Source organism: Fusobacterium sp. (assembly GCF_029258315.1).
In the GTDB taxonomy this organism is placed as follows: Bacteria; Fusobacteriota; Fusobacteriia; order Fusobacteriales; family Fusobacteriaceae; genus Fusobacterium_B.
The window spans coordinates 1-13,767 of record NZ_JARHZE010000082.1 but is presented as its reverse complement, the minus strand read 5'-3'; the positions used below and the strand labels follow the sequence as shown (position 1 = coordinate 13,767).

Sequence of the window (13,767 nt, the reverse complement as noted above, 5' to 3'; positions counted from 1 at the left end):
CCTCTTTCCAAGACATACCTTTTATATTTTCTACTATCCAATTTCTTCTCTCTTGTACAGTTGGCATTTTTTCAAAGAAATCTTTTGTTATAATCTTTCCATCCTTGTCAGTCATCTGATTTCTAAGCTCAACTAGATACTTTGCCTTATTATTTTTAAATCTTACTATGTTTAAATATTCTGTTAAAGTTTCAGCATCTCCAGTGAATAACACTCCATCTTCTCTCATATTTGTTATAGCTTTCCAAGCATTACGAGCCTTTGATTGAGGTGTTAATATACAAAAGGATAATTCTGCATGAATATCTTCATTTGTTCCCTTATCCCAAATCTCTTTATATTCATTAAGTCTTTTTGCAATATCATCCTTTATTTCTAAATATACTTTTTCCACCTTATAAAAATATTCATTTTTCATAAATATTCTTGTATGATAAATATATAAAAATATCTATCAATACTCCCTCCTTTTCAACTATATTTTATTTAATTTTAAAATCTTTCTTCCACCCATTTACATATTTTTTCAGAAAGTTCTTCCTCTTTTCTTATATATCTATGAGTAGTTCCTAAAATAACTTCCCCTTGAAAGTCCTCTGTGCTTTTAGCATATTTTTTTAATTTTTCTAAATCTTTTTCTGGAGTTTCTACTATTATATTATCTTTTTCTGCTAAAGCTACAAAAATTGGTTTATCTATTTTACTAAAAATTCCAAAATTTTCTGGACTTTCAACCAATGGAAATATATCCAATATTCCACCCTTTCTATATGAATAAAAAGTTCTTGAACTTATTGGAAAAATATCCAACATTTTATATTCCATTATTTTTTTAGAATGCCCCTCTTCTATATTTGTCTTAGCTTCTAAAAACATAGCTTTTGATTCTTCCCATCTCCCTATAAGTCCAGCAGTATCTGGGGGAGATATCATTATTAAACCTGAAATATTTTCCAAACCTTTTTTTGAAATATAATATAGATTTTTTAACCAACCAAAACTATGAGAGGCTAAAATTATTTTTGAATATCCAAGCTCTTTGGCAGTTTCTATCCAAAGATCCACATCATATATACTCTCACCAAATTTTTCATAGGTAGATCCTATTATCTTTCCACTGTATCTTCCTGTTTCTCTATCTTTAACAATTATACTATTTATAACTCCGTAACCTCTATTGTGTCCAAAAATAAATCCATAACCTTTTTTAGAAAGGTTTTCTCCACAAATTTCTACAAAATTATTTTCTATTATATTATCAAACATCCCATGAGTAAAGACTATACAAGTTCCATTTTCTTTTCCTCTCCAATGACAACCTAAAAGATTTAATCCATCTTTAGTATATCTATGAAGTAATTCCATTTTTCCTCCTAATTTTCATTTATGTCCATTATATAGACTGATTTTTTTCTAAAATTGCTATTATTTTTTTTATTTTTTTCAAAAAAATAGAGAGGCTTTTCACCTCTCATTTTTATTTTTAATATTTTGCTAAATCAACTTCACCTTCAAAAGTTATCTCTGCTCCACCACGAAGTCTTACTCCATTTTCTAGAACTTTGATATATAAATCTCCACCCTCTGTTATGATTTTAGCTTCTTTATCTGTATATCCAAGCTTATAAGAAACTAGCCCAGCTGAACAAGATCCTGTACCACAAGCTAATGTTCTTCCTGCTCCTCTTTCCCAAGTAAAGATTTTTATAGTTTTTCTATCCTCTACAAATATAAAGTTTACATTTGTTTTCTTTGGAAATAATTTATGTTTTTCTATCTCTCTTCCAAATTTATTTATATCATATTGATTTTCACTATTCATAAAAATAACTGTGTGAGGTACACCTAAAAATATTGTTGAAAACTTTACTTTTTCCCCAAATACTTCTAATTCTTTATTAAAAACATCTTCTCCGTCCATATCAACTGGAATCTCTTTTGGAGAAAAAATAGGATTTCCTATTTCTATTTCAACTTGTTTTACCTTTCCATCTTCTGTTGTAAGATCTGCTAATTGAACTCCAGCTAAAGTTTCAATCTTTAGATTTTCTTTATTTACTATCCCTTTTTCAAAAACAAATTTTGAAAAACATCTTAGTCCATTTCCACACATCTCACTTTGAGATCCATCACTGTTGTAATAAAACATCTTCACATCACAAGTTTCACTTGGTAGAGCCACCATTATTCCATCTCCACCTACACCATATTTTCTATCACATAGATTTTTTATTCTTGGAACAATCTCATTAAGATCATTTTTAAATCCATCTATTAATAAAAAATCATTTCCAGCCCCCTGCATTTTTGTAAACTTCATATTTCCCTCCTTAATTTAAATGAGAAGTATTTGAAAAATCTAAGATTTTAAACTCTCCATCTCTATATTCAACTGTTGTTACACTTGTGTTCTCTGGAACTTTTCTCTCTGAAAAAGTTTCAACGCCCTCTTTATTAATAGATGCAAAAATAGCCTCCAAAGCAATTCCGTGAGAAACTACAAGGATATTATCCTCATATTTATGGTTTTCAGTTAAAAATTTCAATCCTTGTTTTACTCTATCAAGAACTTCTTGAAAATTTTCCCCCTTAAATTCACTTGGATCATAATCTTTTCCATTGTGCCAAAGATTATTAAATTGAACGGGGTATCTTCTTTCAAATTCCTCTCTAGGTACCCCTTCCATCTCTCCCATATTTATCTCTCTAAAATCTTTTATCTCTTTAAGAATAATATTTTTTCTATCCTCAGTTAAAATTTTTAAAGTTTGAACAGCTCTTCCCAGGGAAGATGAATAAAAATAATCAAAATCTATTTCATTTAATTTTTCTTTTAACTTTCTAGCCTGTGATTGCCCCTTCTCTGTTAAAGGTGAATCCTTTATCCCTTGAAATATTTTTTTTACATTCCACTCAGTTTCACCATGACGTACAAAATATATTTTCATTTATACTCCTTTTTAAATTAAAAATAATAATAATGGTGCTACTATAAATGTAATTATCCCAGCAATTACTATTGATAATGCACTCATAGCCCCTTCAATCTCTCCCATTTCAATAGCCTTTGCAGTTCCTACTGCATGACTTGATATTCCAATTCCCAATCCTTTTGCTACGGGATGTTTTATCTTAAAAGTTTTGCAGATAAATGGAGCTATTGCATTTCCTGTAATACCAGTAATAATTATAGCAAAAATTGTTATAGCTGGTATTCCACCTAAAAGGTTACTTAATTCTATCCCAAGAGGTGTTGTAATTGATTTTGGCATAAATGATTTTAAAAGAACTGTATCAATTCCCAATGCTTTTCCTATAAATATTATTGATACAATAGCTGTTACAGCCCCTACTAAAGCTCCTATAATAATTGGAAAAAAATGTTCTTTCAATTTATCAATTTGTCTGTATAAAGGTAAGGCCAAAGCTATTGTGGCTGGAGCTAAAAAGAATGATAGCATAACCCCACCTTTTTGATAGTAATTAAGAGGTATATTAAAAATTTCCATTATAATTATTACTATTATTCCACCTATCAACAAAGGATTTAATAATGAAAACTTTTTAGATTTTTCAAAAATAAATAATCCTATGTTAAAACTTAAAATTGTAAGTATTAATCCAAAAAGTGGATTGTTTAATATTTCTATACTCATTATCTTTTACCCTCTTTCATTCTTATTAGATACTCCACTGTTTTTCCTGTAACCACCATAGTTATAGCTGTGGTTACAACCAAAAGAAAAATTATCTTTAAAAATCCCACTCTTAAAAGATCAAAATTTTCAATCAAATCAACAATTGGTGGTAAAAATAAAAGAACCATTATTTTTATAAAAAAGTCACAAACATTTCCAATAGTCTTCTCTGTAAGAATCTTTTTATAAAGTAATATAAATAAAATTAACATACCTATTATTGTTCCAGGCAAAGGTAAATTAAAAGTTTTTTGAATCAATATTCCTAAAAAATTGATTGATAATAAAATTAAAAGCTGAATAAACAAGGTTAATCTCCCCCTTTTTTTAATTTAAAACACTTTATACATTATATTATTTTACTTTTTTCAAGTCAAATAATATTTTTATAATAGAAAAAGACCTTGATAACTATATTATCAAAGTCTTTTTTGTTTTTTATTGATACTGTTTTAGAAATTTATTATTTCTGCTGATGCCTCATACCAAGGACCTTCTTCATCTTCACCATATTCGATAAAGAAATTTATTTGCATTTCAGCTAAAGTAAATCCAATTGCATTTTCTTCGTCAACTTGGAATATCTCTATATTATTAAAATTTGTATTTTCTAATGCCTTAGCTACACTTTCAGTAGTTTCTACTAACTCTTCTAAATCTTCAGTTATTTCAAACCCTCTTTTTTTAAATTCTTCATCTATTTTTCTTACTATTTTTTCTACTTTTTTCTCCATATTTCCTCCATTAAATTTTAAAAAATCCTTTTATTTTTCTAATTGTTTTTACTATACTTAATATAATCTTTATTTTTTTTATTTCCCACGGAATTTTATCAATAGCTTTTTCCATTTGTAACTCTATCTCTTCATCTGTTTTTTCTATATCTCTCATACCTTTTCCTTGCTTTTTATAAATAACCAAAAGTTTTTAACATAAATATCCATACAAATAAAGTTAGTATTGATAAAAGAGTTGATGAAACAACTAACTCTGCTGCTAAATTTTCGTCTCCTCCTATCTCCTTAACCATAATGAAAGATGAAACTGCTCCTGGTGCTCCAGTTGCCCCTAATATTCCCAATAGATATTCGTTCTTAAATCCCAATTTGATTCCAATAGTTATAGCTATCATTGGCAGTATTACTAATTTTATTACATTTGCTACCATACTTAGTTTTAAATTTTTAACTAAACTATCAAATTTTAAAGTTGCACCCAAAACTACAAAAGATAGCGGAGTAGCTACCTGCCCCAAACTCACTATTGGATTTTTTATAAGTTTTGGTATTCTTATATCTAAAAAAACCACTACTAATGCCAATGTACTACAAATTATCAAAGGATTTTTTAATATTGAAATAAAAACTTTTTTAAAATTTACCGTCTTAGTTGCATAACCTTCCAATAAACTTACAGCCATCATATTTGTCAGTGGAATTGCTCCTGCACTTACCAAAGACATAACTCCCAGTCCCTTATCTCCATACAAAGACATCGCCATCGGAATTCCAAATAAAGCTAAATTTGCTCTATATGCCCCTTGTATCATTACTGGTATCTTATTTCTATCTTGCATTGTTTTTTCAAATAAAAAATAAGAAAGTATTGTTATTATAAATAAACATCCCCAAATAACACCCATAAGTTTTAAATTTTTTATATCTAAAACTGATTTTATATCCATATTAGAGATATTTATAAAAAGTAAGGAACTCATAAATATCCTAAAAACTAATTTATTCATAACAGATAGAGATTGATCTGTTACCAGATTTTTTCTTCTTACATAAACTCCTATCGTGAGCATAACAAAGATAGGAAAAACAACATTTAATGAAACTAAAAGATTTTCAAGCATATTTACCAGGTATTTTTTACCTCCTCCTTTTTATAAAAAAATATAGTGTAGCTTTCTATACCGAGAAATCTACACTATATATTATATAATATTTTTTTAATTTATGCTAGAATAAATTAGCTATAACTGTTTTCATTAGTCCTGTAATTTCTAAGAAAGAGAATATAGCAACTATCCATAAAATTATATTAACTTGTCTTGCTTTTCCTACAAATATTTTGATTAAAACATATGATACAAATCCAAATGCTAATCCTAAAGAGATACTGTAAGTTAAAGGCATCATAGCTATTGTTAAGAAACAAGGAATTGCAGTTTCTAAATCTCTTAAGTTGATATCTAAAAGATTTTTAAACATATAAACTCCAACTATAACAAGTGCTGGTGCTGTTGCATAAACTGGTACAGAACCTATTATTGGTGAGAAGAATAAAGCTAATAAGAAACAGAAAGCTGTTGTTAATGAAGTTAATCCTGTTCTTCCTCCAGCTGCTATTCCTGATGCTGATTCAACGAAAGTTGTAACAGTTGATGTTCCTATTAAAGATCCTATCATTGTAGAAGCTGCGTCAACTTCTAATATCTTGTCTATTTTATCAACTTTACCATCTTTGTCTATAAGACCTGCTTCGTTAGCACAAGCTAAGATAGTTCCTAAAGAGTCAAATAAATCAACAAATAAGAATGATAATATTGAACCTAATAAAGCTGGTTTTAAAGCTCCTAATATATCTAGTTTAAATGCAATTGGTGCAATACTTGGTGGCATAGAAACGATAGCTTTTGGCATTTCTATCTCTCCCATAAAAATACCTAATATAGTTGTTATTACTATACCTAAAAGAATTCCACCTTTTGTTTTTCTAACTTCAAGAAAAGCCATAACTATAAGACCTATTAAAGAAATAGCCACAGGTTTTGTAATTGTTCCAAGTCCAACTAAAGTAGCTGGATTGTCAACTATTAATCCCATAGACTGCATTCCTAAAAATGCTATAAATAATCCTATTCCTGCTCCAGTAGCAAGTCTTAATTCAATAGGAATTGCCATAATAAGAGCTTTTCTAACTCCTGTAATTGTTAAAATAACAAATACCACACCTGATAAGAAAACTACCCCTAAAGCCTCTTCCCAAGTTGCTCCCATTCCTTTAACTAAAGTAAAAGCAAAAAATGCATTAAGTCCCATTCCTGGTGCCATAGCAAATGGTGCATTAACCCAAAGACCTGTAAGTCCTGTTCCTATTACTGCTGAAAGACAAGTAGCAGTTATTAATGCTCCTGCATCCATTTTAGTTGCTGATAAAATAGATGGGTTAACAAAAACTATGTACGCCATAGTTAAGAAAGTTGTGATCCCTGCAATGATCTCTTGTTTTACAGTTGTGTTCTTCTCTTTTAATTTGAAAAACTTTTCCATAATTTTCCTCCTAATAAAATTTAAAAATATAAAAGGCCTGAAAATCAGGCCCAATTGATAAAAAATTATTTGCAGGCCATAGTATACAATTTACGGTTGTATGTAGAAACGCCTAACCATATTATAGGCTTATACAGTTGCTAAAAAACTTCTAAAAAATTTTACATCATATGATAATATATTTTGATTTTTTTGTCAAGCAAAGAAATTAAGTTTTTCCCCAAAATAAAAAGGTCACGAATTACCGTGACCTAAACTTTTATAAGTTAATTATTATTTTGCTTGGTTAGCTTCTTCTTCAGCTATTAATCTGTTTATTTCATCTATTACGATATCAGCATTTAAACCGTGAGATTCAATTCCTTCTCCTAAAGTTTCTCCAGCTGCTACCATACAACCAATACATCCTAAACCATATTTTCTAAATACCATTCCTACTACTGGATATTTTCTTGCAACTTCTAATATATTACTATCTCTTGTTACCATAATTATAATCACTCCTTAATTTTTAATTTGTCTATTTCTAGAATATTATACTAAATTTTTTATTCTTTGTCAATAAAATAAGAGTCCGTATATTTTTGTCGGCAAAAATATTTTACTCTATTTTTATTTTTAAATCAAAATTATTTTTTATTCAAACTATCTACCAACTACATTTAATAAATCGTGTACTCTTACTATTCCAACTAACTCATCATCTTTCATAACTGGAAGAACTGAAATTTGACTTTCTCTATTTTCCATTATATCAAGAGCCTCTATCGCCATTATATCTTCTTTAGCATAAGTGAAATTTTTTGTCATTATATCTTCAGCTTTTAATTTAAAAAACTCTTCTTTCTTAGCCAAAGCTCTTCTTAAATCTCCCTCTGTAATAATTCCTACCATTCTATTTTTATCATTCATTACACAAACTGCTCCAAGTCTTTTCTTAGTCATTTTTAGTATAAGTTCATCAACTGAAGCCTTATCTTCTACTAAAGGTAAACTTTCTCCCTTATGCATAACATCTCTCACCTTCATAAGAAGTCTTCTTCCTAAAGTTCCTCCTGGGTGGTAAACTGCAAAATTTTCTGGCTTAAAGTTTCTTTTTTCTATTAATATTGCTGCTAAAGCATCTCCCATTACAAGAGTTGAAGTCGAAGATGACATTGGTGCTAAATTCAATGGGCATCCCTCTTTTTCAATTCCAATATTTAATATATATTTAGCCTCTCTTCCTAAAGGAGATTTTTCATTTCCAGTCATAGCTATAAGAGTTGCTCCTATTTTTTTTATAGAAGGTATCAATGATAAAACCTCTTCACTATTTCCACTATTTGAAATTGCAATAACTACATCTCCTTCACAGATCATTCCCAAATCTCCGTGTAATCCTTCAGCAGAATTCATAAAAATTGCATGAGTTCCTGTTGAAGCTAAAGTAGCAGCTATTTTTTTCCCAATAAGCCCAGATTTTCCAATTCCTGTTATAACTACTTTTCCCTTTGAGTTTAATATTAATTCAACTATATTTTCTATACTATCATTAATCTTATCCCTAACTTTTATTAATTCTTCTATTTCTGAGTCAAATAATTTTCTTGCCATTTCAACTGTATTCATTTTATTGTCTCCTTTAAAAAATCTTATTAGACACATTATATCACTTTATTATTATAAAAAAAACTATCTTTATTAAAAAATAATAAAGATAGTTCAAATTTTTATTTTACATCTTCAAAATATTTAGAAAGTCTTTCTCTTTCAACCTCTAAATCTTTCATAAGTCCCTCTATAATTTCTAGGGCAGTTTCTCTCTTAGTTACCATTGCAGCAACTTGTCCAGCCATAACACTTCCCTCTTTTACATCTCCGTCAACAGCTGCAAGTCTTAATTTTCCTGTTCCTTTAGCTTCTAACTCTTCAACACTTGCTCCATGTTTTTCCATTTCTAATAACTCTTTTGCAAGTTTATTTTCTATTACTCTTACAGGGTGTCCTGTATAACTTCCAGTTGCCACTGTTGATCTGTCTTTAGCTTTTATTATAGCATCTTTATAATTTTCATGAACTGTACATTCATCTGCCACTATAAATTTAGTTCCAACTTGAACTCCCTCTGCTCCTAAAGCAAAAGCTGCTAAGAATTGTTTTCCTCCACCAATTCCTCCAGCTAAGATTACTGGAATAGAAACAGCTTCAGCTATTTGTGGAGTAAGAGCCATTGTTGTAATTTCTCCTATATGTCCTCCAGCCTCTAATCCTTCAGCTACCACTGCATCTGCACCTATTTTTTCCATTCTTTTAGCTAAAGCTACTGAAGAAACAACTGGTATAACTTTTATCCCTGCTCCTTTTAATTTTTCCATATATACTCCAGGGTTTCCAGCTCCAGTAGTTACTACTTTTACTCCCTCTTCTATACATACATCTATTTGCTCTTCTATATTTGGCATCATTAACATTAAATTTACACCAAATGGATTTTCTGTTATTTCTTTAGCTTTTTTTATTTCTTGACGAAGGATTTCTACTGGCATACCTCCACCAGCGATTATTCCTAATCCCCCAGCTTTAGATACGCTTCCCGCTAAATTTCCGTCAGCTATCCATGCCATCGCTCCTTGGAATATAGGATATTTTATCCCTAATAATTGACAAACTCTATTGTTTTTCATTTAACCTCCTATGATTTTCTTCATAAAAAATTTTTATAAAAGATTATATCATTTTTTATAAAAATCTTCAAGATTTCACCTTAATATTTAAAGTTATCATCTATATATGTATCTTTTATCTCCTTTGGTCTAAGTCCTCTTCTCATTTCTAAAAACTTTTCAAGTCTTTCTTCTGAACTATTTATTATTAATTCTTCAGGATATCCAACCTCTTCAACTATTTTTCTAGCTAAATCAGTATGTCCAATTAAACGGCAATAGTGAGAGTCTGTGTTTACTGTTATATAGCAACCGTATTGTTTTGCAAGTCTTGCTATCTCACTACATCTTTCATATGATCCAGCTCTTGTTCCACCTAAAGAGCTATTATTTATTTCTAAAGCTACATTATTTTCTTTAGCAGCTTTTACAACAGCTTCAAAATCAATAGGAAACTCTTTATTTCCTGGATGAACCAAAATATCTATTTTTTGAGTTTTTATCATATTTACTGCAGCCCTTGTATTTTTTTCTATTGGCTGATATTTGTGATATTCTTTTGTTCCGTGGAAACCACAAAGAATAATATCAAGATTTTGATATATAGTTTGGTTTATATCAAATTCTCCATTTTCTCCAACTATATTTGTTTCTACACCTTTTAAAACTCTTACCCCTTTTATTACTTTTGGAAGTATTCTTATATTTAAAAGTTGCCACCAGTGAGGAGTATCTAGTAATGCTGGTCCGTGATTTGTAATTGCTATCACTTTCATCCCTCTTTCAGCAGCATAGGTTACATTTTCTTCTATGGTACTAAAAGCATGTGGATTTGTATTACTATGTACATGTAAATCTATTTTATAATCCATAATTTTTGTGTATTGCTACACCCTCCTTATTAAAATTTTATTTTCTACTACATTATATCATATTTTTTCTTTCTTCTTAAATTTTATAATTAAAATAATTTTACTTTTTTATTGATACAGTGATATAATAGTATAAAAATATTTTGGAGGTATAAATTTAATGTTAAATATATTTAATGTGAGGGTGTATGGATTAGAAGAAAGTGCAAAAGCCAGTGGTTATCCTATGCTTAGTGGAAATATTCCTGTTTATGACGATGATATTTGTGAACTTTCTGAAAGAGATATAAAAAGAATTGAAAGACTTGGAAATGCAATACCTGCTAGTGGACACGATTGTTTCCTAAAAGGAATTACAGTTCAATTTGATATTACTTATCCTAATTATTGGACTCCTCAATTTCAAAGATACCACTTTGCTGACATTGTAAGTTCAACTTCAAAAATGCATAGAATAACTAAAATGAATTTAAAAGAAACTTGTAATAAATATGTTGATGATATTGTTATAGAAAATCTTCAAAAATGGGTTGATATTTATAACTCTTTTGAAGAGGGGGAAGAAACAAAAACTATAAACGATAAAACTTATACAAAATACGAAGTATTTATGAAAATAATATCAAATGCTCCATTAGGTCTTGAACAAACAATGAGAGTTACTACAAATTATCTTCAATTAAAAACTATATACAACCAAAGAAGACATCATAAACTTAAGGAAGACTGGGGAGCATTCTGTGATTGGTGCTTGACTCTCCCTAAATTTAAAGAGCTTTGTTTAAATAAATAATCAATTTTAAGAGCGATCAAAATTGATTGCTCTTTTTATTTTATAACAAGTTTTTTATCAAAATTAATCTAAATAAAACAATATTCTATAAAAAATCTTAAATTTTAAAAAAAATATATATGAAATATATAATTTATATGATAGAATATATTGTAAGAGAAAATTTAATATATAGTTTTCAATATATTAGGGGGAAAAATGGATTTACATTATCTAAAAATATTTTATGAAGTTGCTAAAGAAAAAAGTTTTACAAAGGCAGCTACAAAATTGTACATTAATCAGTCTGCAGTTTCTATTCAAATTAAAAAGTTTGAAGAGCTTTTAAATGCAAAATTATTTGATAGAAGTTCTAAAAAAATAAGACTAACTTATACTGGTGAGGCTTTATTTAGAATGGCTGAAGATATTTTTAATAAAGTTCAAAGGGCGGAAAAAGAAATCAATAGAATCATTAAACTTGGAAAGGCTAAAATTATAATTGGTTCTACTTCAATTATAGGAGATCCACTACTTCCAAAATTAATGAAAGAGTTTAGTGAAGAATATCCTGAGATTGAGTATGAGATACAAATCTCTGATAAACCAACTCTATTAAAAACTTTAAAAGAGGGTGGAATAGATATAGCTTTAGTTGATGAAGAACATATCGTTGATACTAACCTTGATATTATCACTGTTGAAAAAGTTCCTTATTATTTGGTAACTAGCAGTGAAAATATAAATATTACCAATGTTGCTGACCATCCTTTAATCAGTAGAAACAATGTTCCTAACAACTTAAAAGCTATTAACTTCCTTGAAGAAAAATATCAAATTAATTTTGATAACAGAATCACCGTTCAAGGTAGTTTACAAATAATAAAAGGAATGGTAAAAAATAAGCTTGCAAATGTTATCTTGCCATTGTATGCTATTGACAAAGAAATTAAAAATGGTGAATTTAAAGTTATCGAAGAGATTACAGAAGTTAAAGATGGATATCAAGTAATTGTTACAAAAGATAAAAATACTTTAGTTCCTATTATAAAATTCTTAAACTTTATATCTAATTATAAATTACTAAAATAAAGGAGGTCGTATGAATCTTATAGACTCTTACAAAACTGAATTTAATCTATTAAAAGATTTTATAATAAAAGAAGAAAGGGAAAAAACAACTGAGAGGGTTGCTGAAGAATTAGCTAAAGCTTTTTCTTTAGGAAATAAAGTTTTAATCTGTGGAAATGGTGGAAGCAACTGTGATGCTTTACACTTTGCAGAGGAATTTACTGGAAGATTTAGAAAAGAGAGAAGAGCTTTACCAGCTATTGCTATATCTGAGTCTTCTCATATCACTTGTGTTGGAAATGACTATGGTTTTGATTATATTTTTTCAAAAGGTGTCGAGGCTTTTGGAAAAGAGGGAGATATTTTTATAGGAATATCTACTAGTGGAAACTCTCCAAATGTAATAAAAGCAGTTGAAGTTGCTAAATCTTTAGGTATGAAAACTGTTGGATTACTTGGAAAAGATGGGGGAAAACTAAAAGGAGTTTGTGACTTTGAATTTATTATTCCTGGAGAAACTTCTGACAGAGTTCAAGAGATACATATGATGATTCTTCATATAATCATCGAAGGTGTTGAAAGAATTATGTTCCCTGAAAATTATTAATTCTGGAGATGTTTTTATGAAAAAATTAATATTAAGTTTTTTTATGCTCTTTAATCTTATATCTTTTGCTGTAGAGAATACCGGATATATATCTTCATTTAATATCTTAAGATTGGGTGCCAATAAAAAAGATTATCAAAAAGTTGGAGAAGTTTTAGCTCCTTTTGATATTGTTGGTTTAATTGAAGTATTTTCTGAAAATGGAGTACAAAAAGTAGTTGATTCTCTTGAAAAAACAACAGGAGTTGATTGGGACTACCATATCAGTTCTTATCCTGTTGGAACAAAAAAATATAAGGAATACTACGCTTTTGTTTTTAAAACTAATAAGGTTCAATTTTTAAAATCTCGTGGATATTTTAAAGATAAAAATAATGATTTTATAAGAGAACCTTATGGAGCTGATTTCAAAATAGGAAATATGGATTTTACATTTGTTCTTTTACATTCTATTTATGGAGATAAAAAAAGTTTAAGAGTTGCTGAGGCTATGGCTCTTCCTAAAGTATATGATTATTTCCAAAATTTAGATAAAAAAGAAAATGATATTATAATTGGTGGAGATTTTAATCTTTCAGTTAGAGATAATGGATTTAAAAATCTTCTATCTCACAAAGACAGTATAAGTTACTGTATCTCTCCCAACTTAAAAACTACTATCGGTTCAAAGGGACTTGCTAATCAATATGATAATATTTTTATTTCAAAATATACTTCTGAATTTTTAGGACAAAGTGGTGCTTTAGATTTTACTAATGGAAATTATAAAAAATCTAGAGAAGAGGTATCTGATCATCTTCCTATATTTATCAAAGTTGATGTTT

18 protein-coding genes and 1 riboswitch are annotated in these 13,767 nt (G+C 28.7%); of the genes, 4 read left to right on the top strand and 14 right to left on the bottom strand.

What is annotated here, in order from left to right:
* The 14 genes from Q1J48_RS06065 to Q1J48_RS06000 form a co-directional block, all read right to left on the bottom strand.
* A partial coding sequence (locus tag Q1J48_RS06065) for an 8-oxoguanine DNA glycosylase (RefSeq protein ID WP_498040971.1) occupies positions 1-418 on the bottom strand: 418 nt, incomplete at its 3' end.
* Positions 419-492: 74 nt separating this feature from the next.
* A complete protein-coding gene (locus Q1J48_RS06060) occupies positions 493-1,365 on the bottom strand; it encodes an alpha/beta hydrolase (RefSeq protein WP_300361984.1) in 873 nt (290 codons plus the stop codon).
* Positions 1,366-1,483: 118 nt separating this feature from the next.
* On the bottom strand, positions 1,484-2,320 hold the full coding sequence (gene dapF, locus Q1J48_RS06055; RefSeq protein ID WP_300361982.1) for a diaminopimelate epimerase: 837 nt from the start codon (positions 2,318-2,320) through the stop codon (positions 1,484-1,486).
* 10 nt (positions 2,321-2,330) lie between these two features.
* A complete protein-coding gene (locus Q1J48_RS06050; protein WP_300361979.1) occupies positions 2,331-2,948 on the bottom strand; it encodes a histidine phosphatase family protein in 618 nt (205 codons plus the stop codon).
* A gap of 12 nt (positions 2,949-2,960) precedes the next feature.
* Entirely contained in the window at positions 2,961-3,656 is a 696-nt protein-coding gene (locus Q1J48_RS06045; protein WP_300361976.1) for an LrgB family protein, read from the bottom strand.
* Positions 3,656-4,006 (bottom strand): CidA/LrgA family protein, encoded by a 351-nt coding sequence (locus tag Q1J48_RS06040; protein ID WP_300345049.1) that lies wholly within the window; start codon positions 4,004-4,006, stop codon positions 3,656-3,658. The genes Q1J48_RS06045 and Q1J48_RS06040 overlap by 1 nt, the downstream gene beginning before the upstream one ends.
* Positions 4,007-4,150: 144 nt before the next feature.
* Positions 4,151-4,432 carry a hypothetical protein gene (locus Q1J48_RS06035; RefSeq protein ID WP_300328183.1) on the bottom strand — a complete coding sequence of 94 codons (282 nt, stop codon included), beginning with the start codon at positions 4,430-4,432 and terminating at the stop codon, positions 4,151-4,153.
* 10 nt (positions 4,433-4,442) lie between these two features.
* The gene (locus Q1J48_RS06030; RefSeq protein WP_300328180.1) at positions 4,443-4,589 is read right to left on the bottom strand and encodes a hypothetical protein; all 147 of its coding nucleotides are present in this window, start codon (positions 4,587-4,589) and stop codon (positions 4,443-4,445) included.
* Positions 4,590-4,605: 16 nt separating this feature from the next.
* Positions 4,606-5,556, bottom strand: a complete 951-nt coding sequence (locus Q1J48_RS06025; protein ID WP_300328177.1) for an AEC family transporter — start codon at positions 5,554-5,556, stop codon at positions 4,606-4,608.
* A gap of 106 nt (positions 5,557-5,662) precedes the next feature.
* Positions 5,663-6,976 (bottom strand): NCS2 family permease, encoded by a 1,314-nt coding sequence (locus Q1J48_RS06020; protein WP_300328174.1) that lies wholly within the window; start codon positions 6,974-6,976, stop codon positions 5,663-5,665.
* A gap of 59 nt (positions 6,977-7,035) precedes the next feature.
* Positions 7,036-7,133: riboswitch (purine riboswitch) on the bottom strand.
* A 116-nt stretch (positions 7,134-7,249) separates the two neighbouring features.
* Positions 7,250-7,465: a DUF1858 domain-containing protein gene (locus Q1J48_RS06015; protein ID WP_300328171.1), complete on the bottom strand. Its 216-nt coding sequence runs from the start codon at positions 7,463-7,465 to the stop codon at positions 7,250-7,252.
* A 156-nt stretch (positions 7,466-7,621) separates the two neighbouring features.
* Positions 7,622-8,587, bottom strand: coding sequence for a KpsF/GutQ family sugar-phosphate isomerase (locus Q1J48_RS06010; protein ID WP_300328168.1), 966 nt, complete (start codon positions 8,585-8,587; stop codon positions 7,622-7,624).
* A gap of 101 nt (positions 8,588-8,688) precedes the next feature.
* A complete protein-coding gene (locus tag Q1J48_RS06005) occupies positions 8,689-9,642 on the bottom strand; it encodes a DUF561 domain-containing protein (RefSeq protein ID WP_300361973.1) in 954 nt (317 codons plus the stop codon).
* Positions 9,643-9,722: 80 nt separating this feature from the next.
* The gene (locus tag Q1J48_RS06000) at positions 9,723-10,493 is read right to left on the bottom strand and encodes a phosphatase (RefSeq protein WP_300328163.1); all 771 of its coding nucleotides are present in this window, start codon (positions 10,491-10,493) and stop codon (positions 9,723-9,725) included.
* A 160-nt stretch (positions 10,494-10,653) separates the two neighbouring features.
* Between Q1J48_RS06000 and Q1J48_RS05995 the strand changes: the two genes are divergently transcribed.
* The 4 genes from Q1J48_RS05995 to Q1J48_RS05980 all read left to right on the top strand — a co-directional run.
* Positions 10,654-11,286: a hypothetical protein gene (locus Q1J48_RS05995; RefSeq protein WP_300361971.1), complete on the top strand. Its 633-nt coding sequence runs from the start codon at positions 10,654-10,656 to the stop codon at positions 11,284-11,286.
* Positions 11,287-11,484: 198 nt separating this feature from the next.
* Complete coding sequence (locus tag Q1J48_RS05990) at positions 11,485-12,357, top strand: LysR family transcriptional regulator (protein WP_300328157.1); 873 nt, start codon at positions 11,485-11,487, stop codon at positions 12,355-12,357.
* 10 nt (positions 12,358-12,367) lie between these two features.
* On the top strand, positions 12,368-12,943 hold the full coding sequence (gmhA, locus tag Q1J48_RS05985) for a D-sedoheptulose 7-phosphate isomerase (RefSeq protein ID WP_300328154.1): 576 nt from the start codon (positions 12,368-12,370) through the stop codon (positions 12,941-12,943).
* Between the two features lie 16 nt (positions 12,944-12,959).
* Positions 12,960-13,767 (top strand): endonuclease/exonuclease/phosphatase family protein (locus tag Q1J48_RS05980; RefSeq protein ID WP_300361969.1); only part of this gene is annotated, 808 nt, incomplete at its 3' end.

Coding starts and splice junctions, on each gene's coding strand:
- Q1J48_RS05990 (WP_300328157.1), top strand. CDS start 11,485: ATGGATTTACATTATCTAAAAATATTTTATGAAGTTGCTAAAGAAAAA.
- Q1J48_RS06005 (WP_300361973.1), bottom strand. CDS start 9,642: ATGAAAAACAATAGAGTTTGTCAATTATTAGGGATAAAATATCCTATA.
- Q1J48_RS06060 (WP_300361984.1), bottom strand. CDS start 1,365: ATGGAATTACTTCATAGATATACTAAAGATGGATTAAATCTTTTAGGT.
- Q1J48_RS06010 (WP_300328168.1), bottom strand. CDS start 8,587: ATGAATACAGTTGAAATGGCAAGAAAATTATTTGACTCAGAAATAGAA.
- Q1J48_RS06000 (WP_300328163.1), bottom strand. CDS start 10,493: ATGGATTATAAAATAGATTTACATGTACATAGTAATACAAATCCACAT.
- Q1J48_RS06050 (WP_300361979.1), bottom strand. CDS start 2,948: ATGAAAATATATTTTGTACGTCATGGTGAAACTGAGTGGAATGTAAAA.
- Q1J48_RS06025 (WP_300328177.1), bottom strand. CDS start 5,556: ATGCTTGAAAATCTTTTAGTTTCATTAAATGTTGTTTTTCCTATCTTT.
- Q1J48_RS06035 (WP_300328183.1), bottom strand. CDS start 4,432: ATGGAGAAAAAAGTAGAAAAAATAGTAAGAAAAATAGATGAAGAATTT.
- Q1J48_RS06030 (WP_300328180.1), bottom strand. CDS start 4,589: ATGAGAGATATAGAAAAAACAGATGAAGAGATAGAGTTACAAATGGAA.
- gmhA (WP_300328154.1), top strand. CDS start 12,368: ATGAATCTTATAGACTCTTACAAAACTGAATTTAATCTATTAAAAGAT.
- Q1J48_RS05995 (WP_300361971.1), top strand. CDS start 10,654: ATGTTAAATATATTTAATGTGAGGGTGTATGGATTAGAAGAAAGTGCA.
- Q1J48_RS06045 (WP_300361976.1), bottom strand. CDS start 3,656: ATGAGTATAGAAATATTAAACAATCCACTTTTTGGATTAATACTTACA.
- dapF (WP_300361982.1), bottom strand. CDS start 2,320: ATGAAGTTTACAAAAATGCAGGGGGCTGGAAATGATTTTTTATTAATA.
- Q1J48_RS06020 (WP_300328174.1), bottom strand. CDS start 6,976: ATGGAAAAGTTTTTCAAATTAAAAGAGAAGAACACAACTGTAAAACAA.
- Q1J48_RS06015 (WP_300328171.1), bottom strand. CDS start 7,465: ATGGTAACAAGAGATAGTAATATATTAGAAGTTGCAAGAAAATATCCA.